Source organism: Bacillus methanolicus MGA3 (assembly GCF_000724485.1).
GTDB lineage: Bacteria > Bacillota > Bacilli > Bacillales > Cytobacillaceae > Bacillus_Z > Bacillus_Z methanolicus_A.
Genome location: NZ_CP007739.1, coordinates 2,028,693 through 2,047,675, shown reverse-complemented (window position 1 = coordinate 2,047,675; position 18,983 = coordinate 2,028,693). Strand labels below are relative to the sequence as shown.

Below are 18,983 nucleotides of genomic sequence, written 5' to 3'. Positions count from 1 at the left end.
TTAGAAAGCGCATCCCGGTGTTACAATAATGGGAGTAACTATATCGATTGATTTCAGGGGGAAAGTGACATGGATATTAAGACTGAATTTAAGACAGACATTGAAATTGCTCAGATGGCAAAACTGAAGCCGATTCGTGAAATAGCAGAAAAGATCGGTCTTTCAGAAGATGATATTGAATTATATGGAAAATATAAAGCAAAGCTATCCTTTGATACATTAAAAAAATTGAAAACAAAAGAAAATGGAAAAATCATTCTGGTTACCTCGATTAATCCTACACCGGCTGGAGAAGGGAAATCAACGGTGACTGTAGGGCTTGCGGATGCTTTTAACAAGATTGGCAAAAAGGCTATGATAGCTTTGCGTGAACCTTCGCTTGGCCCAACAATGGGAATAAAAGGAGGAGCAACCGGGGGCGGCTATGCCCAAGTGCTTCCGATGGAAGATATCAATTTGCATTTCACAGGTGACATTCATGCGATTACGACAGCGAATAATGCTCTGGCAGCTTTAATTGATAACCATATTCAGCAAGGCAATGAACTGCGGATAGACCAGCGGCGGATTGTATGGAAGCGAGTCCTTGACTTAAATGATCGTGCTCTTCGAAAAGTTGTGATTGGTTTAGGCGGACCTGTTCATGGAGTGCCGAGGGAAGATGGTTTCGATATTACGGTGGCATCTGAAATAATGGCTGTTTTGTGCCTGGCTGAAGACTTGGAGGATTTAAAGAGAAGGCTCTCAAGAATGGTCATTGCCTATAATTACGATAAACAGCCTGTAACCGTTGGTGATTTAGGGGTTGAGGGTGCATTGGCTTTAATATTGAAGGAAGCTGTTAAACCAAACCTCGTTCAAACAATTGAACATACTCCGGCATTAATTCATGGCGGTCCGTTTGCAAACATCGCACACGGCTGCAACAGTGTGATTGCTACAACTGCAGCATTAAAGCTTGCGGATTATGTTGTTACTGAAGCCGGTTTTGGAGCGGATTTAGGGGCGGAAAAATTCTTGAATATTAAGACAAGAAGTGCAGGAATCCATCCTGAAGCCGTTGTCATTGTTGCAACAATTCGCGCATTAAAAATGCACGGAGGTCTATCCAAATCTGAATTGAAAAAAGAAGATATTGGCGCTTTAACTGCAGGATTTGCCAATTTAAAGAAACATATTGAAACAATTGAAAGCTTTGGTCTCCCTTATGTTGTGGCTATCAACAAGTTTTATACGGATACAGATCTTGAAATTCAAACACTTTTTGATCTGTGCAGAAGGGAAAATATTCCTGTGTCATTAACGGAAGTATGGGAAAAAGGTGGTGCAGGCGGAGTAAATCTTGCTCAAACGATATTAAGAGTAATCGAAGAAAAAGAAGCGAATTTCTCTCCTTTATACGACCTCTCTGAACCGTTGGAAGAGAAAATTCGCACCGTTGTGCAAAAAGTATACGGAGGTAAAGATGTTGAATTTTCTCCGAAAGCGAAAAAGCAGCTTGTGGAATTTGAAGAAAATGGATGGGGCAATTTGCCAGTGTGCATGGCGAAAACCCAGTACTCATTAACAGACGATCCGGGAAAGCTCGGACGGCCAACTGATTTTACAATATCCGTTCGCGAGTTAAAGCCATCAATTGGCGCCGGATTCATTGTTGTCTTAACCGGTGAAGTGATGACTATGCCGGGCCTGCCAAAACAGCCTGCTGCATTACATATGAATGTAGATGAAAATGGCAATGCTGTTGGATTGTTTTAGTCAAACGCACTTTTCTGGGAGATAGATGGAGTGATTCAATGTTTGATCCTACTGCTTTTGAGAATATGAAGGTTGTGATCGAAGGTGCTGTGTACGACCTTGATCTTAGCGGAGAAATCCGAGTGATTGATCGAAATGATTTGATTAACACGGCCAAGCTTTCAAGAGAATTCAATATCTCTTTTACAAAAGCTGGCGAATGTCAGCCACAAAAAGTAATTGCCAAATTCATAATGGAGGCGAAGCTTGAAAATTTGGCAGCAGAATTGCTCCCTGCTGCCCAATCAGTCAAGCTTTCTGGATCCAATGTTATAATCGTTTTTATCGCCGAACATGAAAATGACAAGGGGATAAATAAGAAATTATTGAAGACAGTCAAGGAAATTTGGGGAGAAAATAGATCCGTGGCACAAAAAATCATAATCGATCCATCTGCAGATAACGAAATGGTTAAAAGTGAAACGTCAGTTTCTTTTAATCGATTGGTTAGCGAAGAACAAATCGATGATTTGGCGGAAATGATTCCTTTTATGCTTCAGACTTTAAAAGAGTTGTCTACAATCGTCTCATAACAATTTTATACTCGCTTCAAATGTTTTCTTGCGCTATGATGATGGGAGGGATAATAATGACCGTCTATTAATTCGAAGCAAAGAAGATTATCGGTGAAAATGTTTCACTGAATGAGTTTAAAGGAAAAGTATTATGGCCTTGCCGAAATGGGCAAGGTTTTTTAATTAGGCCATTAACGAGATGATTGTTCAACAACGGGTATTGCTGATCAATGAGTCTTTAAATAGGTTTACGAGTCTTCCAATCATGATTTATGAGCATTCAATCAAATTGAAAAGCTTTTTGAAAGGTTCCAAACTTTTTCTTATCTTTTAAAAAAAGAAGAATATATAAAAGTAAAGGGGGAGATATGATGGCACGGGTTGCCTGGGTTACAGACAGCACGGCACATATAGATCATGAGTTAAGAAATCATCCGGATGTTTACACAATTCCAATGACGATTCTTCTCGATGAAGAAGAATTTTTAGATGGCATCGATCTTTCGCCTTATCAGCTTTTTGAAAGGCTTAAGTCGATAAAGACGCCGCCGAAAACTTCTCAGCCATCGGTCGGAGCATTTCGTGAGCTTTATAAAAGTCTGTCGGAAACCTATGATTTTATCATTTCCGTCCATGTATCATCAAAATTGAGCGGAACCGTTTCTTCGAGTGAACTGGCAGCACAAATGGTTGATATTCCAGTAGTGACAATCGATTCAAAAATCCTTACCTATCCTTTGTCCGCCCTAATCAAATTAGGTATCAACTGCATTAAGTCAGGGTTAAGCATAGAGGAAACAAAGAAAAGAATTGAACAGGCCGCCGAGAGCAATGAAACATATGTCCTAATCGGAAGTCTTGAACAGCTTCATCGCAGCGGAAGAATGTCGGGAGTGCAATTTTTGCTGGGGAGCATGCTGAGCATCAAGCCAATTATTGCGATTGAAAACGGCAGTCTTCATATAAAAGAAAAAGCCAGAAGCGAAAAAAAAGCAAAAGAAAAGATTGCTTTGTATTTGCGAGATTCCTTGAAGAAGCATTCGTTTAAAGAAGTTTATATTTTATACGGGCTTCATGAAGTTGCAGGGAAATCATGGAAATCAGAACTTGAATCCGAGTTTCCAGATGTTCAATTTATTTGCTGCCCGCTCGGTTCCACCATCGGTGTCCACGCAGGTGAACATACTCTAGGAATCAGTTGGTTCCGTGATTTGAAATAGTGCTGTTTAGGCACTTTTTCTTTGTTCAGGTCTCTTTTTTTCATGCTACAATTATTTTTGGGATGAAAGAAGGTGTTTTCATGAAAGAGAAAATGATCAAACGAACAGAAGAATTTGTCAAACAGGTGATGGGCCGGGATTCGACAGGCCATGATTGGCATCATATTGACCGCGTAAGGCGGAATGCATTATATATATCAAATAAAGAACAATTTGGTGATCCGTTTATAATTGAGATGGCTGCACTTCTTCACGACATTCCGGATGATAAGTTGAATAATAGTCAAGAAGAAGGCCGGTATAAACTTATAAGCTTTATGAAAGAGCTTGATTTGCCTCTTCAGGTTAAAGAGCATATCCTTGAGATTATTTTTTCGATCTCCTTTAAAGGAGGAAATAACCCGAAGGTAATTTCATCTGAAGCAGAAATCGTCCAGGATGCAGACAGACTTGATGCAATTGGAGCGATCGGCATTGCCAGAGCATTTGCATATGGCGGAAAGAAAGGGCAGCCAATATTTGATCCCGGGCTTTCCGTACGTGAAAACATGACGGTCGAAGAGTACCGAAATGGTGAATCCTCTTCGATTCATCATTTTTATGAAAAGCTTCTTAAAATAAAAGACAGCTTACATACATTAACGGCAAAGGAAATGGCAAGAGAACGCCATCAATTTATGGAAGCATTTTTGACTCAATTTTACAGCGAATGGAATGGTCAAGCATGAAAATGATTTCGATCGAACAAGTTTCAAAAACTTACGGAGAGAAACATCTGTTTCGCGATATTTCTTTTACGATTGCGGAAAAAGAGAGAGTTGGGTTAATTGGCGTAAACGGCACAGGAAAATCATCCTTGCTGAAAATTATTGCTGGTGTTGACATTCCGGATTCAGGCAAAATCATCTATCCGAAGGATTATAAAATCTCTTATTCTGCCCAGAAACCGGATTTAAATCCTGAATTAACTGTTTTGGAACAAGTTTTTGAAGGTGATGCGCCCGTTTTCCAGTTGCTGAGGCAATATGAACAAGCGTTAATGGAACTCGAATCTTCTCCAAATAATCAAGCGCTTCAAGAACGAGTGTTTGATTATCAGCGAAAAATCGATGCGATGGATGCATGGGATATAAGCACAAACGCGCAATCAATCCTAACAAAACTGGGAATTACTGATATTAATAAGAAAATTGGAGAACTATCCGGAGGGCAGAAGAAACGGGTCGCACTTGCGCAAGTGTTGATTCAAGAATCCGACCTGCTTATTCTCGATGAGCCTACAAACCATCTTGATTACGAATCTGTCAAATGGCTAGAAGAATATTTGGCGAGATACAAGGGGGCTCTTTTGCTTGTTACCCACGATCGTTATTTCCTTGATCGGGTAACAAACCGCATTTTTGAATTGGATGGGGGAAATTTATACAGTTATAAAGGGAATTATGCTGCTTTTCTAGAATCGAAAGCAATTCGTGAAGAAAACGAAGCGGCAACAATTGAAAAAAGAAAGAATCTTTACCGCCGTGAACTCGAGTGGATTAGAAGAGGCGCAAAAGCGAGGACAACAAAACAAAAAGCAAGAATTAAACGATTTGAAAAATTGGATGATCAGCTGTCAAATGTAAAAAGCACTGAAAAGCTGGATATTGCTTTAAGCGGAAGCAGGCTTGGCAAGCAGGTATTTGAGCTGAAATCTGCTTCGAAAGCGTATGAAAACCAAGTCATTTTAAAAGATTTTAACTTGCTTGTTAAACCTGGTGACAGAATTGGAATCATCGGACGGAACGGAACAGGCAAATCCACGCTTCTGAATATTCTTGCCGGAAAAATTCCGCTTGATAGCGGGGAATTCATTGCCGGGCAGACGGTTAAGACCGCTTTTTACACGCAAGAGAGCGAGGACATGGATGAAAACAAGCGGATGATTGAATATTTGAAAGAAACCGCTCAAGTAGTCAAAACATATGATGGAAAAACGATTACCGCTGCCCAAATGCTTGAACGATTTCTTTTTCCAATGCATACTCACGGAACACCTATTAGAAAATTGTCCGGCGGGGAAAAACGCCGCCTGTACTTATTGAGAATCTTGATGGAAGAACCAAATGTCCTCTTGTTGGACGAGCCGACAAATGATCTTGATACGCAAACATTGACTGTACTTGAAGATTATTTGGAGGATTTTCCCGGGGTTGTGATAACAGTATCCCATGACCGCTATTTTCTTGATAAAGTAGCCGAACAGCTTCTCGTATTAAAAGGCGATGGAATCATCGAGTCTTTTTTCGGAAACTATACCGATTATTTGGAAAAACAGTCAGCTACAGCAATTTCTAAAGAACCTAAAAAACAAGAGCAGAAGCCTGCACAAGAAAAACCGAAAAAGAAAAAAATGACCTTTAAGGAGAAAAAAGAGTGGGAAGAGATTGATGATCATATCGAAAAAATAGAATCTCGTCTCCGTGAAATTTCAGAGGAAATGGCGAATGCAGGCAGCGATTTTGAAAAGGCTCAGAAGCTGGTGGAAGAAGAGGCGGAGCTCAATGAAAAACTCGAATATTTAATAGAGCGCTGGACTTATTTATCAGAGCTCGCAGAAAATGAATAGACTTCAATTAAATGATTGCCCGGTGAATTTTGCTGCCGGGTTTTCCTTTTGTAAGCCAATAACAAGCACAAAATGTGAATCAACCATGACCGTATGTTAAAATGAGTAATCAATGTGATTATGTTGAAAAAGGAAAAAGGATGAAGTGAGATGAAAATAATAGCAATTGAACCGACTCCAAGCCCAAATACTATGAAAATCATTTTGGACGAAGAACTTCCAATGGGGAAGAGAAACAACTATAAAAAAGAAACGAGTGAAGGTGCGCCGGAAGTTATCCGAAACATCCTTGAGATTGAAGGCGTCAAGGGTGTTTATCATGTTGCAGATTTTTTAGCCGTTGAAAGAAATGCGAAATATGACTGGAAAACAATTTTGCCAAAAGTAAGAGAAGCTTTTGGTGAAGACCAAGTTGACGAAACCGCTAGAGAATCTGCCGTAAATGACCATTTTGGTGAAATAAAAGTTCAAGTTCAGATGTATAAAGGCATCCCGATGCAAGTTAAGTTAACCGACGGTACGGAAGAAAGACGGTACGGATTGCCGGAAATATTCATAAACGCAATTAAACGTGCGCAAGACCCGAATGACAATATTGTGATCGAACGGAAATGGAAAGATTTTGGTGTCCGTTACGGAGATTTCGATCAGATCGGACATGACGTTAAAGAGGAACTCATGGCAGCTTATCCTGATAAAAGACTGGAAGAACTTGTAAAAGTTGCAAATGATCCTGATCGATATCATAAAGCAAATCAAATTCGGGAAAGGAAGAAAGTTACCCTTGACGATTTCAACGATCCCGATTGGAGAAAACGATATCAGCTGCTCGAACAGATGGATGATCCGACCATCGAGGATCTCCCTATTTTGGAAAAAGCACTTGAGGACGAAAAGGCATCGATTAGAAGGTTGGCAGTTGTCTATCTTGGAATGATTGAAGATAAAAGAGTTCTGCCTTTGTTATATAAAGGTTTAAAAGATAAAGCGGTTACAGTAAGGAGGACGGCAGGAGATTGCTTGTCTGATCTTGGATTTGAAGAAGCAATGGAAGAAATGATGGAAGCGCTCAAAGATGAGAGCAAGCTTGTCCGCTGGAGGGCCGCCATGTTTTTGTATGAAGTTGGCGATGAAAGGGCGATTCCTGCTTTAAAGGCTGCTGAGGATGATCCTGAATTTGAAGTAAGTATGCAAGTAAAGCTTGCGATCGCTCGGATTGAAGGCGGCGAAGAAGCGAAGGGATCCGTCTGGAAACAAATGACCGAAGCAAGAAAACAAGAAAGCCAAACGAATGAAGGGGATTAACTTTTATAAAGTTAGTCCCTATTTTTATGATTTTACCGCGAATATATCGATATAAGTGCGATCACTTGAATTTTATCGTGAATTTTTATAGATAATCGCATTTTCTTCCATTACCGAGAAATACCGAATTTTCCCACTTTGTCGTTATTTCTTTTTCGAAAACGATTTCATATAATTGAAAACATTAAAATTTTGCAAAATTATTGAAAATATTTGTGAAAAGGTCTATATTTGAAAGAAAATAAAATTCGGAGGAAGATCATATGACTAGAGACTTAAGAATTCGCAGCCATGTAATCAGTGATGATGAAAGAAGAGCTCCGAACCGGGCAATGCTTCGGGCAGTTGGTTTTACCGATGAGGATTTCCAAAAACCGATGATCGGGATTGCCAGCACATGGAGCGAGGTAACCCCTTGCAACATACATATTAATGAACTAGCCTTCAAAGCGAAAGAAGGTGCAAAGGATGCAGGCGGTGCTCCGCTTGTTTTTAATACGATCACCGTTTCGGACGGGATTTCAATGGGAACCGAAGGAATGAGATATTCTCTGCCAAGCCGTGATTTAATTGCCGATTCAATTGAAACGGTTGTTGGTGCTGAAAATTTAGATGGTTTTGTCGCAATCGGAGGCTGTGATAAAAACATGCCTGGCTGTCTGATGGCGATCGCAAGAATGAATTTGCCTTCTCTGTTTGTTTATGGAGGAACGATCAGACCTGGAAAATTAAATGGAAAAGATATTGACATCGTTTCCGCTTTTGAAGGTGTCGGCCAATATAATAAAGGAGATATCGACAGGGAAGGGCTTCATAAGATTGAATGCCATGCTTGTCCCGGCGCCGGTTCTTGCGGGGGAATGTATACTGCCAATACAATGGCAAGTGCGATTGAAGCACTTGGTATGAGCTTGCCGGGAAGTTCATCCAACCCTGCAGAAACGGATGAGAAACGAAATGACTGTTATGAAGCGGGACGAGCTGTTTACCGTTTACTAGAACAAGATATTCGCCCTCGCGATATTTTAACGAAAAAAGCTTTTGAAAATGCGATTACTGTCGTAATGGCACTTGGCGGCTCAACAAATGCGATTTTACATTTAATGGCGATTGCCCATGCTGCCGAAGTCGATCTTTCACTTGATGATTTCAACCGGATTCAGAAAAAAGTTCCGCATATTGCAGACTTGAAACCAAGCGGCAAATACGTTATGCAAGACTTGCATGAGGCTGGAGGAGTACAGGCAGTAATGAAAATGCTGCTAAAAGCTGGCCTGTTGCACGGAGACTGCTTAACAGTTACAGGAAAAACTTTGGCAGAAAATCTGGCCGAAGCTCCTGACTTGAAAGAAGGACAAAAAATTATTTATCCACTAGAAAAACCGCTTAAGGAAAAAGGCCCACTTGTCGTTTTAAAAGGAAATCTTGCGCCTGCTGGTGCAGTAGCAAAAGTTTCGGGCTTAAAAGTTACACGGCATACCGGACCTGCGAAAGTATTTGATGACGAAGAATCAGCTGCAAGAGCAGTTTTAAGCGGAGAAATTCAACCAGGGGATGTATTAGTCATCCGCTATGAAGGGCCTAAAGGCGGACCGGGAATGCCTGAAATGCTCTCTATTTCTGGAATACTCGTTGGAAAAGGCCTTGGTGAAAGCGTAGCACTTTTAACAGATGGCCGTTTCTCAGGAGGAACCCATGGCCTTGTCGTCGGCCATATCGCTCCGGAAGCACAAGTCGGCGGTCCGATCGCTTTTATTCAAAATGGTGATATGATTACAATTGACAGCGAAACCCAGGAGCTGTCGGTTGCATTATCGGAAAGTGAATTTGAAGAGCGAAAACGAAACTGGGAGCCGCCTGCGCTGCCATCCAGAGGCGCATTGGCGAAATATGCGAGACTCGTTTCATGCGCTTCAAGAGGAGCGGTAACTGATTACTTTGAAGAGGCATCGATAAAAGAAACATCGAAGCTCTAATCCCGTTATCAAGATTGCAATGTAAGCAGTGATTATAGTATGCTTACATTGCAAACATTTAAAGGGAGGGTAACCATATGTCAATGGCATATGAAGAATATATGAAACAAATGGTAAAACCGATGCGTGAGGAGCTCTTGCGTGCCGGATTTAAAGAACTGCTCACTGTTAATGATGTAGAAGAATTTATGGAAAATGTTGAAGGCACTACACTTGTCTTTGTCAATTCGGTGTGCGGTTGTGCCGCCGGTCTTGCACGTCCTGCTGCAACACAAGCAGTTTTACGCAGTGACAAAAAACCGGACCATTTAGTAACAGTATTTGCCGGACAGGATAAAGAAGCAACCGCAAAAATGCGCGAATATTTCACAGGCTATGAGCCCTCATCTCCGTCAATGGCTCTCTTAAAAGGAAAAGAAGTTGTGCATTTTATTCCGCGCCATGATATTGAAGATCATCCAATGGAAGCAATTTTGGAAAACCTATTGACAGCATTCGAACAACATTGTTAGTTTAAAATAGCATGATTAGTTTCAAAGAAAGGATGTCTTTAGAGGCGTCCTTTTTCTTTTTAGGCCTTTTTCTATAGTAACTCATGAGCAGCATTTTGCCTTTTTAAAAAGCAAATATTCAGGTGAAAACATGTTTGTAACGACTGCAGGACGAACAAACTTGGAAATGATTGAACAAGCAAAACAAATTGCAAAGGATTTGCAAGTGAAATATATAGCAAGAAAAAAGCGTTCTATACGATCGATTCAACACGTTTTGCAAGATGATTGTATTGTAGTAGGGAAAGATCGTCTTGAATTATATCCTTTTGGGGAAAATGAGCCTTTCTTTTTTCATCCGAATTCAGCCATGTTTCGGCTCAAACGACTCGTAAAAGGAGAACATGATCCATTTCTTGAAGCGGCACAATTAAAGCCTGGAATGAGCTTTCTTGATTGTACACTCGGGCTTGCTTCCGACAGCATTATTGCAAGCTTCGCTGTCGGGGAAAAGGGTGCGGTTACTGGTGTTGAAGCTAATCCATATTTAGCTTATATCGTAGATAAAGGTTTAAATAAGTGGACCTCAAGTCTTAAGATAATGGATCAAGCAATGAGAAAAATAAATGTCGTCTCTAGCTTTTCAACAAATTACTTGCAAACTCTTTCAGATGAAAGCTATGATGTCGTTTATTTTGATCCAATGTTTGAAGAGAACATTTTGGAATCAGATGGAATTAAGGCATTGACGAAAATTGCGGTTTATCATGATCTTGATGAAGAGTTAATGAAGGAAGCGATGAGGGTTGCCCGGAAACGAGTTGTTTTAAAGGATCATTTTAGAAGTTCGCGGTTTGAAAAATTCGGATTTCATGTTTTTAAGAGGAAAACGGCTAAATTTCATTTTGGAGTGCTTGAGAAACAGTAATGTGTCACTACGAGAGGCCCAGGACCTCACTCGTATTTAATAAAAGAGGGGCGGTAGTCCGCCCCTATTTTAACATTAGTCCGTAATCGCCAAATACACAAAATAGCCCATCAATAAAAGGCAGCCAATAACGATTGCCAAACTCCAGTCCATCACAAAACTCCCTTCCCTATTTATTCGTATTTCAAAAATATTTGCAGCGAAATCAAAGATGTTTTTATTATTTCTATTTTAACCTTTATAAAAAAAAATGAAACCCTATTATCCCATTTTTACGTAATAAGAAGTATAATAGCTAGGAAAAGTAGTTTTCATTTATATGCTGGAAGATTTTCATGAACACCAGTATGTAATCAAAAAATAGTATTTCCTGAATCTTCACCAAATCTTCAGTACAATGCAAGGATGGTGCAAATTAGTATGCCTAAATGGCTTCGAAAATCATTCGTCATACTTGTAACCATCTTAACCTTTGGAATGGTTACCCCATCTCAGGACTTTTTATATAACAATGTAAACAATCATAAACCACCGAAACGGGATGCATTTGAATCCGACTCTGTAGAAAAACTGAATGAAACATCATCAGAAGAAAGCAATCTTGAGGAAATAGTCTCTGCCAGGGATCAATTTATTCAAAGTATGATGAAGGAAGCAGAGGAACAATCTTACAAAAAGTTCGGGCCAAGAATCAAGCCTGTCATTGAGGATGAATTTAAGAAAATCATTCTTCCAAACATTGAAAGAGCAATTGCAACGGTTGCTTCCCAGTATCCAAAAGAAGAATTATCTCGGCTTGAAATTACGGAAGTTCCTGGAGGGGGTACTTCAGAGAAAATTTTTCATATTGTGGACAGCCAGACGAAAAAGGATCTGATCCGTTTTCATGTCAGAAGAGACCATCCGCCGCTTGAAGGGTATTGGTTTAATTTTCATTACCATACGCACCATGACAATTTTCAGGCCCATCACCATCTCGGGTCAATTTATTGGGATAAAAACACCCCACCGAATTGGGAACGCGTGTAGAATTGAAAAAAATTGTTTTATATGAAAAAATGATATTATATGTTTTTGAAACTATTAATTGAAGGCTGACTCAAAAAACAAAGGGTCAGACCCCTCCAACACAATAGATTATTGTTATTTATGGAGGGAGTCAGATCTTATGAGTCAGCCCCTTTCTATGCTTTGAATCAATACCGGGAGGAACATTGTTAATGTCATTATTAGAAGGAATTATTCATACTTATTCCCAATTTTTTGAATGGGATATGTGGGTAAAAGTCTTAACAGACCCTGTCAGTTGGGGGTTAATTGGAACGCTTGTCATTCTCGAAGGATTATTGTCAGCCGATAATGCATTGGTGTTGGCAATAATGGTGAAACACTTGCCTGTGGAGAAACGGAGAAAAGCGCTATTCTATGGCTTGTTGGGTGCGTATACTTTCCGGTTTATCGCAATCGGCTTAGGCGTATATTTAATTGAACTTTGGTGGATTAAGGTGCTTGGTGCATCGTACTTAGTCTGGTTATCGATAAAATATTTTATGGATAAGAAGAGCGGTCATAAGGAAGATGAAGTTAAAGGAATTGATAAAAATGGACTGATGATTCGGTTGTTCGGTGCCTTCTGGGGAACAGTTATAGCGGTAGAATTAATGGATATGGCCTTTTCTGTCGACAGCGTTTTGGCTGCGTTTGGCATCAGCCAAGAGGTCTGGATACTGTTATTGGGCGGAATGATTGGTGTCTTAATGATGCGCGGAGTAGCCGGAGTATTTATTAAACTGATTGACAGAGTGCCTGAGCTTGAAACGGCCGCATATGTATTGATTTTCATTATTGGTGTAAAAATGATAGCTGGGGTATTCGGCTTCCATTTAGACAATATTTACTTCTTTATTCTCCTGTTAATTACATTTGGCATCACCTTTGTCATTCACTACTTGAATAAGAAAAAAGAAACGGTTGGCCATAAAAAAAGTGCATGAGTATAATAGGGGCCAGACCCCTACTAAAGTAGGGGTCTGGCCCCCTAAGGTCGAAAACGATTTTCATATGCTATAATAGGATTAATATTTTCTGAGTTTCAAGAATTCAATGAAACTAGCTCCCTAGATTTGCAGAAGGATGATTTTTATGCGCAAGTGGTTGCTTATGGTTTTCGTTATTTCGGTTTCCCTTACATTATTGGGAAATTCCCCGTCGCCAATTGACAGTTTAAAATTAAAAGATTTTTCAAGCCACACTGTACTTCAGGATCAATTGAACCTCCATTCTCCCGATATTCTCGGCGACATGATTTTGCTTCCGAAGAGACCTTTTGACCAGAAGGAAGCAGCTTCAATCATTTCACGCATTGACAGACTCCCGAAATCCATGTTGAAAAAAGCAGCTGAAAAAGGGATTACAGTGAAATTATTTGAAGGCAAGCTGACAGACAATCCTTCCGCACATCATTTACATGGCATCATTCCTCGCGGATACCAAAGCAAGACAACATGGGATGAGGTGCCTGGAATAGGCGGGGGGAAGATAGTTCTCGTAAAAATCGGCTGCAGTGAAAAAGGAAAGGGGCATGGTTCGGTAAATCTCGAGCTTCATGAACTGGCCCATTCAATTGACCGGTATGTATATAATGAAATTCGCAACGATCCATCTTTTTTGAAAATATGGAAACAAGAAAAAAATTATTTATTTCCTGGCAATGCCTACTTTTTAACATATCCGGAAGAATATTTTGCTGAATCATTTGCCATGTATTTCCTTGGCGGAGAATATAAGCACGAATTAAAACAGAAAGCACCTGCAACTTACCAATTAATCAAAAATCTGAAATAATTTTAGAACAGGAAGACTCCCGCACTTTCATGAGTTCTTAATCCCAAGCCTAACAAGGAGATAGGTTTAATAATAATCAGGAATAAGTTAAAATAGGAAAGACACTCAAGCCAAGTATTCCGTGATATAGAGGTGATTTCATTGAAGCAATATTTACAACTTTGCGAACATATATTAAAAAATGGTACAGTGAAAGAAGACCGAACCGGAACCGGTACGATCAGCACGTTCGGTTATCAAATGCGGTTTAATTTGCAGGAAGGCTTTCCGCTGTTAACTACGAAAAAACTTCATGTAAAATCGATTATCTATGAATTGCTCTGGTTTTTAAAAGGCGACACAAATGTTAAATACCTTCAGGAAAATGGGGTTCGGATATGGAATGAATGGGCTGATGAAAATGGTGATCTTGGTCCTGTGTACGGTCACCAATGGCGGTCATGGACCGGAGCGGATGGCCAAACGATTGATCAAATCAGCGAGCTGATTGATCAAATTAAGAACAATCCAAACTCCAGAAGATTGATTGTCAGCGCCTGGAATGTGGCTGATCTTCCGAAAATGGCACTTCCGCCATGCCATTGTTTGTTCCAGTTTTATGTGGCAGATGGCAAACTTTCCTGTCAGCTTTATCAGCGTTCGGCAGATGTATTCCTCGGTGTTCCATTTAATATTGCTTCCTATGCTTTATTGACATTAATGATTGCTAAAGTTTGCAGCCTAGAACCAGGTGAATTTATACATACGTTTGGGGATGTCCATATTTATCGCAACCATATTGAACAAGTAAAACTTCAATTAACGAGGGATCCACGCCCGCTTCCAAAGATGAGAATAGCCAGAGATGTAAACGATATTTTTGATTTCCGCTACGAAGATTTTGTTCTTGAGGGTTATGATCCGCACCCGCATATTAAAGGAGTTGTCAGTGTATGATTTCTTTAATATGGGCAATGGATGAAAACCGGGTGATTGGAAAAGACAATAAACTCCCGTGGCACCTGCCGGAAGACTTAAAGTTTTTTAAACGGGTGACGATGGGCCATCCAATTGTGATGGGCCGAAAAACCCACGATTCAATCGGCAGAAATCTCCCAGGCAGAGAAAATATCGTCATTACGAGAAAAAAGGATTTTCAATGTGACGGATGCACAATTCTTCATTCTATCCAAGAGCTTATCAACTATGCAGCTAAAAAGAATGAAGAAGTTTTCGTCATTGGAGGAGCGGAAATTTTCAAAGAAATATTACCCTTTGCTGACAAGTTGTATTGTACACTAATTCATAACAGTTTTGAGGGGGATACATTCTTTCCAGAGCTTAATATGGAGGAATGGCAGCTCGTATCACAAGAAAAAGGAATAAAGGATGAAAAAAATCCTTACGATTTTGAATTCCTTATTTTTAATCGAAAATAAACAGACGATGCAGCCGAACTTTCGGCTGTTTTTTTGTGGGAAAAGGGGCGGAGCTGCCCTAAAGACTGAAATTAGCGGATAGAAAGCATTTTCAGTAGGTGATAGATTAGGGCAAAAATCATTGAAAAAAACAAAAAATTTAAAATATTTATCTTGAAAGTGTAAAGTTACATGGTATAATGTACAAATCATAAAGGTAAGAGAGAAGGATGAGGAATGGAACAGAAAGTATTAAAAAAGAAATGGGTACAGGTTGAGGATATTTTGATCGCCTACCAGCATCTAAAAGACATCGTTGCCCATACTCCGCTTCAAAAAAATGAACGATTATCGGAAAAGTATGGGTGCAACATTTATTTAAAAAGGGAAGATCTCCAGCATGTGCGCTCTTTTAAACTGCGTGGAGCTTATTACTCTATGAAAACGCTGAGCGAGGAAAAATTAGCAAATGGTGTTGTATGCGCAAGTGCTGGCAATCATGCCCAGGGAGTGGCCTATGCCTGCCGACAGCTTGGAGTAAACGGAAAAATCTTCATGCCGTCAACAACCCCAAGACAAAAAGTCAGTCAAGTGGAAATGTTTGGGAGAGGAAATGTCGAAATTGTTCTTGTCGGCGATACATTTGATGATTCTTATAATGAAGCAGTTTTATGTGCAGAAAAGGAAAGCCGCACTTTTATCCATCCGTTTGATGATGAAACTGTTATTGCAGGTCAAGGCACCGTTGCGGTTGAAATTTTAAATGATTGCGAAGAGCCGATCGATTTTGTGTTTGCCAGCATTGGCGGCGGCGGACTCATGGCAGGATTAAGCACATATATTAAAAGTATTTCTCCATTCACAAAATTAATTGGAGTGGAGCCTGAAGGAGCACCGTCAATGAAAACGTCGATTTCATTGGGTGCTGTAACCACTCTTGAAGAAATTGATAAATTTGTGGATGGAGCAGCGGTTAAATCAGTTGGTGAAAAAACGTTGGATATTTGCAGTGAGCTGGTTGACGACATTTTGCTTGTCCCTGAAGGCAAAGTTTGTACAGCCATCTTGGAAATGTATAATGAACATGCAATTGTTGCCGAACCTGCTGGAGCACTGCCTATTGCAGCTTTGGATTTATACAAAGAGGAAATAAAAGGAAAAACTGTTGTCTGCGTCATTAGCGGCGGCAATAACGATATAGGGCGAATGCAGGAGATCAAAGAGCGTTCCCTTCAATATGAAGGATTGCTTTATTACTTCATCGTAAATTTTCCGCAGCGTGCAGGCGCCTTAAGGGAGTTTTTGGATGAAGTTCTTGGACCTACTGATGATATTACAAGGTTTGAATATACAAAGAAAAACAATAAAGAAAGTGGACCGGCTCTAGTAGGGATCGAATTGAAGCAAAAAGAAGACTACCATGATTTAATTTTGCGAATGAAGAAAAAAGGATTTCCTTTCCAAGAAATTAATAAAGATAGCAACTTGTTTCATTTGCTTGTTTAGTGTACTATATTGATAAGCGCATTAGCCAAAAGTGAAATTAATTTGTGAACATCTTATGAATTTTTTAGTTAAATACCGCATGCTTCATAAAAAAGTAATATAATCATGGTAGTTTTATTATGCTGACTGAAAGGGATGTAAACCTATGTCAAATATCGGTGTTCCAGGTTTAATACTTATACTCGTCTTAGCATTAATTATTTTTGGACCTAAAAAACTTCCTGAAATCGGCCGTGCATTTGGCGAGACACTTCGTGAATTTAAAAAATCGACAAGCGAGCTAACCAATGACGTCATGAAAGAATTAAAAGACGATGAAAAGAAAGATTTGAAATAAGGTGTAGAAGTTTCTGCACCTTTTCTTTTATTATTGTCAAAATTGGCAGGGGATTAGATTGAAAGACCAGGAATTAAATGTAATCGAGCACTTAGAAGAATTGCGAAAACGCCTGATCATTATCATTGCGTCATTTATGATTTTTTTTGTCGTTAGTTTTATATATGTGAAAGATATTTATAAATGGTTTGTTCGCGACCTAGATGTAAAATTAATCGTTCTCGGTCCAAGCGATGTCCTTTGGGTTTACTTTATGCTGGCCACTGTCATCGCTGTTGCTGCAACGATCCCGGTATTTGCACTCGAGGCATGGTTGTTTGTAAGACCGGCGTTGAAACCGAATGAGAGAAAAATTACACTTACATATGTTCCTGCACTCTTTATTTTATTTATTATAGGTCTTTGCTTCGGATATTTTATAATATTCCCAACGGTTTTGAACTTTTTGATCGAGTTGAGCGGAGATCTAATGGAAACGAGTTTTACCGCGGAAAAATACTTCCGTTTTCTTATGTACATGACCTTGCCCTTCGGTGTGCTTTTTGAACTGCCGATCGTCGTCATGTTCCTGACATCTCTCGGCATTATTAATCCGTACGTATTGCAGAAAGTACGCAAATATGCATATTTTATTTTAGTTATTATTGCAGTTGTTATTACTCCGCCTGACTTTATGTCGGATTTCTTAGTGTCGATCCCATTATTATTCCTTTACGAAATCAGCATCAATTTATCGAAAATCGTTTACAAGCGCAAATTGAAAAGAGAAAAAGAATGGGAAGAAAAATATGGCGGGGAAGTTTAAGTAAAATGTATTGAACAAAAAACAATGGCCATTGCGTTGCCGTTTATTTTTCATGCTTTCTTCATAAATATTTTTCTTCTCCGCACATTAAGACACATTTCGATGCGGAAATAGGGTATAATATAGTCAAACGGGTGAAAAAGAGGATTGATATTTTGTTATTTAAAAGCCTGGAGTTCAAAAATGTTGTTGGACAGAAGGTAAAAGTCATTGATATTCCTGTATTGGAGGAAGATAACCCTTTTTATTTTATGATCCAAGTCCGTTTGCAGACATTCATTACAACTCTTTACTATGAGAGAAAGGCCAGGAAGTGCTATTCATTCAGGAACCACTTAAAGAGAGTGATGAAATGGCCTGACTATGAACAGATTTTCAACTCAACTGAATTAAAAAATAATGCCTAATACATTTTGAGTAACCGGGGTGCCGGTGCTCTTTTTATTTTGCAACTTGGTGAAATTGTTTTGGAATAAAAAAATGATTCATAGAAAACTTGCAAGTTTTCAAACAGGTACTCTAGTAGGGATACCGTCGTTTTTCACAAGTTTGTTAAAGATTTTTCTTTCTTCTTTCATATTTGTTTGCTAGAATAAGTCAAGAGTATAAAAAGAATAGCAGGTGAAAGAAATAATGAATCGCAAGTTAATTAGCGCTACAGTACTTATTCTCGTACTTATCCTTTCTGCGTGCGGCCAAAATAAAATAAAAAATGCGATTGATAGACCGCTTAAAGATTTTACTTTTACAGATCAAAATGGAGATAAGTTTGGTTTAAAAGATCTAAAAGGAAAAGTTTGGGTTGCTGATTTCATTTACACAAATTGTCCCGATGTTTGTCCACCAATGACTTTTAATATGGTAAAACTGCAAAAAAAGGTGAAAAAAGAAGGAATTAAGAATATTCAATTTGTTTCGTTCAGCGTTGATCCGACTGTGGATAAACCCGAAACACTGAAAAAGTATGGCGAGAAGTACAACGCCGATCAAAGGAACTGGCATTTTCTAACAGGTTATACACAGGCTGAAATTGAAAAATTTGCGCTTGACAATTTCAAAGCGCTTGTGAAAAAGCCTGAAAAAGGTGATCAGGTTATTCACGGAACAAGTTTCTATCTCATTGACAAGAATGGACATGTGATGAAAGAATATACAGGTTTAAATGACGTTCCTTTTGATGAAATTATAAATGATATTAAAGCACTTCAATAGGCCGAAAAAGGGCCTATTTTTTGTGTATCAAAAGGCTATTGG

19 protein-coding genes are annotated in these 18,983 nt (G+C 39.3%); all 19 read left to right on the top strand.

Translation table 11 applies throughout. The annotated features are described in order from the left end of the window. Window positions 1-69 precede the first annotated feature (69 nt). The 19 genes from BMMGA3_RS09885 to BMMGA3_RS09795 all read left to right on the top strand — a co-directional run bounded on the left by BMMGA3_RS09885 (window position 70) and on the right by BMMGA3_RS09795 (window position 18,941). A complete protein-coding gene (locus BMMGA3_RS09885; protein WP_004435057.1) occupies window positions 70-1,758 on the top strand; it encodes a formate--tetrahydrofolate ligase in 1,689 nt (562 codons plus the stop codon). 38 nt (window positions 1,759-1,796) lie between these two features. Beyond that, window positions 1,797-2,330: a hypothetical protein gene (locus BMMGA3_RS09880; RefSeq protein WP_004435055.1), complete on the top strand. Its 534-nt coding sequence runs from the start codon at window positions 1,797-1,799 to the stop codon at window positions 2,328-2,330. A 353-nt stretch (window positions 2,331-2,683) separates the two neighbouring features. Next, window positions 2,684-3,532, top strand: coding sequence for a DegV family protein (locus BMMGA3_RS09875; RefSeq protein WP_004435053.1), 849 nt, complete (start codon window positions 2,684-2,686; stop codon window positions 3,530-3,532). A gap of 80 nt (window positions 3,533-3,612) precedes the next feature. Next, window positions 3,613-4,260 (top strand): HD domain-containing protein, encoded by a 648-nt coding sequence (locus BMMGA3_RS09870; protein ID WP_004435050.1) that lies wholly within the window; start codon window positions 3,613-3,615, stop codon window positions 4,258-4,260. Next, window positions 4,257-6,140, top strand: a complete 1,884-nt coding sequence (locus BMMGA3_RS09865; protein WP_004435049.1) for an ABC-F family ATP-binding cassette domain-containing protein — start codon at window positions 4,257-4,259, stop codon at window positions 6,138-6,140. The genes BMMGA3_RS09870 and BMMGA3_RS09865 overlap by 4 nt, the downstream gene beginning before the upstream one ends. Before the next feature lie 150 nt (window positions 6,141-6,290). Continuing rightward, a complete protein-coding gene (locus BMMGA3_RS09860; protein ID WP_004435047.1) occupies window positions 6,291-7,445 on the top strand; it encodes a conserved virulence factor C family protein in 1,155 nt (384 codons plus the stop codon). A gap of 263 nt (window positions 7,446-7,708) precedes the next feature. Next, complete coding sequence (gene ilvD, locus BMMGA3_RS09855; RefSeq protein ID WP_004435046.1) at window positions 7,709-9,421, top strand: dihydroxy-acid dehydratase; 1,713 nt, start codon at window positions 7,709-7,711, stop codon at window positions 9,419-9,421. Between the two features lie 77 nt (window positions 9,422-9,498). Beyond that, window positions 9,499-9,933 (top strand): BrxA/BrxB family bacilliredoxin, encoded by a 435-nt coding sequence (locus BMMGA3_RS09850; protein ID WP_004435045.1) that lies wholly within the window; start codon window positions 9,499-9,501, stop codon window positions 9,931-9,933. A 130-nt stretch (window positions 9,934-10,063) separates the two neighbouring features. Further along, window positions 10,064-10,840 carry a class I SAM-dependent methyltransferase gene (locus BMMGA3_RS09845; RefSeq protein WP_004435044.1) on the top strand — a complete coding sequence of 259 codons (777 nt, stop codon included), beginning with the start codon at window positions 10,064-10,066 and terminating at the stop codon, window positions 10,838-10,840. 420 nt (window positions 10,841-11,260) lie between these two features. Next, a complete protein-coding gene (locus BMMGA3_RS09840) occupies window positions 11,261-11,869 on the top strand; it encodes a YpjP family protein (RefSeq protein ID WP_004435043.1) in 609 nt (202 codons plus the stop codon). A gap of 191 nt (window positions 11,870-12,060) precedes the next feature. Further along, a complete protein-coding gene (locus BMMGA3_RS09835; RefSeq protein ID WP_004435042.1) occupies window positions 12,061-12,834 on the top strand; it encodes a TerC family protein in 774 nt (257 codons plus the stop codon). Window positions 12,835-12,982: 148 nt separating this feature from the next. Beyond that, window positions 12,983-13,684, top strand: a complete 702-nt coding sequence (locus tag BMMGA3_RS09830) for an anthrax toxin lethal factor-related metalloendopeptidase (protein WP_004435041.1) — start codon at window positions 12,983-12,985, stop codon at window positions 13,682-13,684. Between the two features lie 141 nt (window positions 13,685-13,825). After that, window positions 13,826-14,620 carry a thymidylate synthase gene (locus BMMGA3_RS09825; RefSeq protein ID WP_004435040.1) on the top strand — a complete coding sequence of 265 codons (795 nt, stop codon included), beginning with the start codon at window positions 13,826-13,828 and terminating at the stop codon, window positions 14,618-14,620. After that, window positions 14,617-15,102: a dihydrofolate reductase gene (locus tag BMMGA3_RS09820; protein ID WP_004435037.1), complete on the top strand. Its 486-nt coding sequence runs from the start codon at window positions 14,617-14,619 to the stop codon at window positions 15,100-15,102. The genes BMMGA3_RS09825 and BMMGA3_RS09820 overlap by 4 nt, the downstream gene beginning before the upstream one ends. Window positions 15,103-15,318: 216 nt before the next feature. Continuing rightward, window positions 15,319-16,587 (top strand): threonine ammonia-lyase IlvA, encoded by a 1,269-nt coding sequence (ilvA, locus tag BMMGA3_RS09815; RefSeq protein WP_004435034.1) that lies wholly within the window; start codon window positions 15,319-15,321, stop codon window positions 16,585-16,587. A gap of 145 nt (window positions 16,588-16,732) precedes the next feature. Continuing rightward, window positions 16,733-16,924, top strand: a complete 192-nt coding sequence (tatA, locus tag BMMGA3_RS09810) for a twin-arginine translocase TatA/TatE family subunit (RefSeq protein WP_004435033.1) — start codon at window positions 16,733-16,735, stop codon at window positions 16,922-16,924. Window positions 16,925-16,982: 58 nt separating this feature from the next. Further along, window positions 16,983-17,729 carry a twin-arginine translocase subunit TatC gene (gene tatC, locus BMMGA3_RS09805; protein WP_004435030.1) on the top strand — a complete coding sequence of 249 codons (747 nt, stop codon included), beginning with the start codon at window positions 16,983-16,985 and terminating at the stop codon, window positions 17,727-17,729. Window positions 17,730-17,884: 155 nt separating this feature from the next. Then, window positions 17,885-18,136 carry a YpmP family protein gene (locus tag BMMGA3_RS09800; protein WP_004435027.1) on the top strand — a complete coding sequence of 84 codons (252 nt, stop codon included), beginning with the start codon at window positions 17,885-17,887 and terminating at the stop codon, window positions 18,134-18,136. Between the two features lie 226 nt (window positions 18,137-18,362). After that, window positions 18,363-18,941, top strand: coding sequence for an SCO family protein (locus BMMGA3_RS09795; protein WP_004435024.1), 579 nt, complete (start codon window positions 18,363-18,365; stop codon window positions 18,939-18,941). Window positions 18,942-18,983: the final 42 nt, after the last annotated feature.

Coding starts and splice junctions, on each gene's coding strand:
- BMMGA3_RS09885 (WP_004435057.1), top strand. CDS start 70: ATGGATATTAAGACTGAATTTAAGACAGACATTGAAATTGCTCAGATG.
- BMMGA3_RS09880 (WP_004435055.1), top strand. CDS start 1,797: ATGTTTGATCCTACTGCTTTTGAGAATATGAAGGTTGTGATCGAAGGT.
- BMMGA3_RS09875 (WP_004435053.1), top strand. CDS start 2,684: ATGGCACGGGTTGCCTGGGTTACAGACAGCACGGCACATATAGATCAT.
- BMMGA3_RS09870 (WP_004435050.1), top strand. CDS start 3,613: ATGAAAGAGAAAATGATCAAACGAACAGAAGAATTTGTCAAACAGGTG.
- BMMGA3_RS09865 (WP_004435049.1), top strand. CDS start 4,257: ATGAAAATGATTTCGATCGAACAAGTTTCAAAAACTTACGGAGAGAAA.
- BMMGA3_RS09860 (WP_004435047.1), top strand. CDS start 6,291: ATGAAAATAATAGCAATTGAACCGACTCCAAGCCCAAATACTATGAAA.
- ilvD (WP_004435046.1), top strand. CDS start 7,709: ATGACTAGAGACTTAAGAATTCGCAGCCATGTAATCAGTGATGATGAA.
- BMMGA3_RS09850 (WP_004435045.1), top strand. CDS start 9,499: ATGTCAATGGCATATGAAGAATATATGAAACAAATGGTAAAACCGATG.
- BMMGA3_RS09845 (WP_004435044.1), top strand. CDS start 10,064: ATGTTTGTAACGACTGCAGGACGAACAAACTTGGAAATGATTGAACAA.
- BMMGA3_RS09840 (WP_004435043.1), top strand. CDS start 11,261: ATGCCTAAATGGCTTCGAAAATCATTCGTCATACTTGTAACCATCTTA.
- BMMGA3_RS09835 (WP_004435042.1), top strand. CDS start 12,061: ATGTCATTATTAGAAGGAATTATTCATACTTATTCCCAATTTTTTGAA.
- BMMGA3_RS09830 (WP_004435041.1), top strand. CDS start 12,983: ATGCGCAAGTGGTTGCTTATGGTTTTCGTTATTTCGGTTTCCCTTACA.
- BMMGA3_RS09820 (WP_004435037.1), top strand. CDS start 14,617: ATGATTTCTTTAATATGGGCAATGGATGAAAACCGGGTGATTGGAAAA.
- ilvA (WP_004435034.1), top strand. CDS start 15,319: ATGGAACAGAAAGTATTAAAAAAGAAATGGGTACAGGTTGAGGATATT.
- tatA (WP_004435033.1), top strand. CDS start 16,733: ATGTCAAATATCGGTGTTCCAGGTTTAATACTTATACTCGTCTTAGCA.
- BMMGA3_RS09795 (WP_004435024.1), top strand. CDS start 18,363: ATGAATCGCAAGTTAATTAGCGCTACAGTACTTATTCTCGTACTTATC.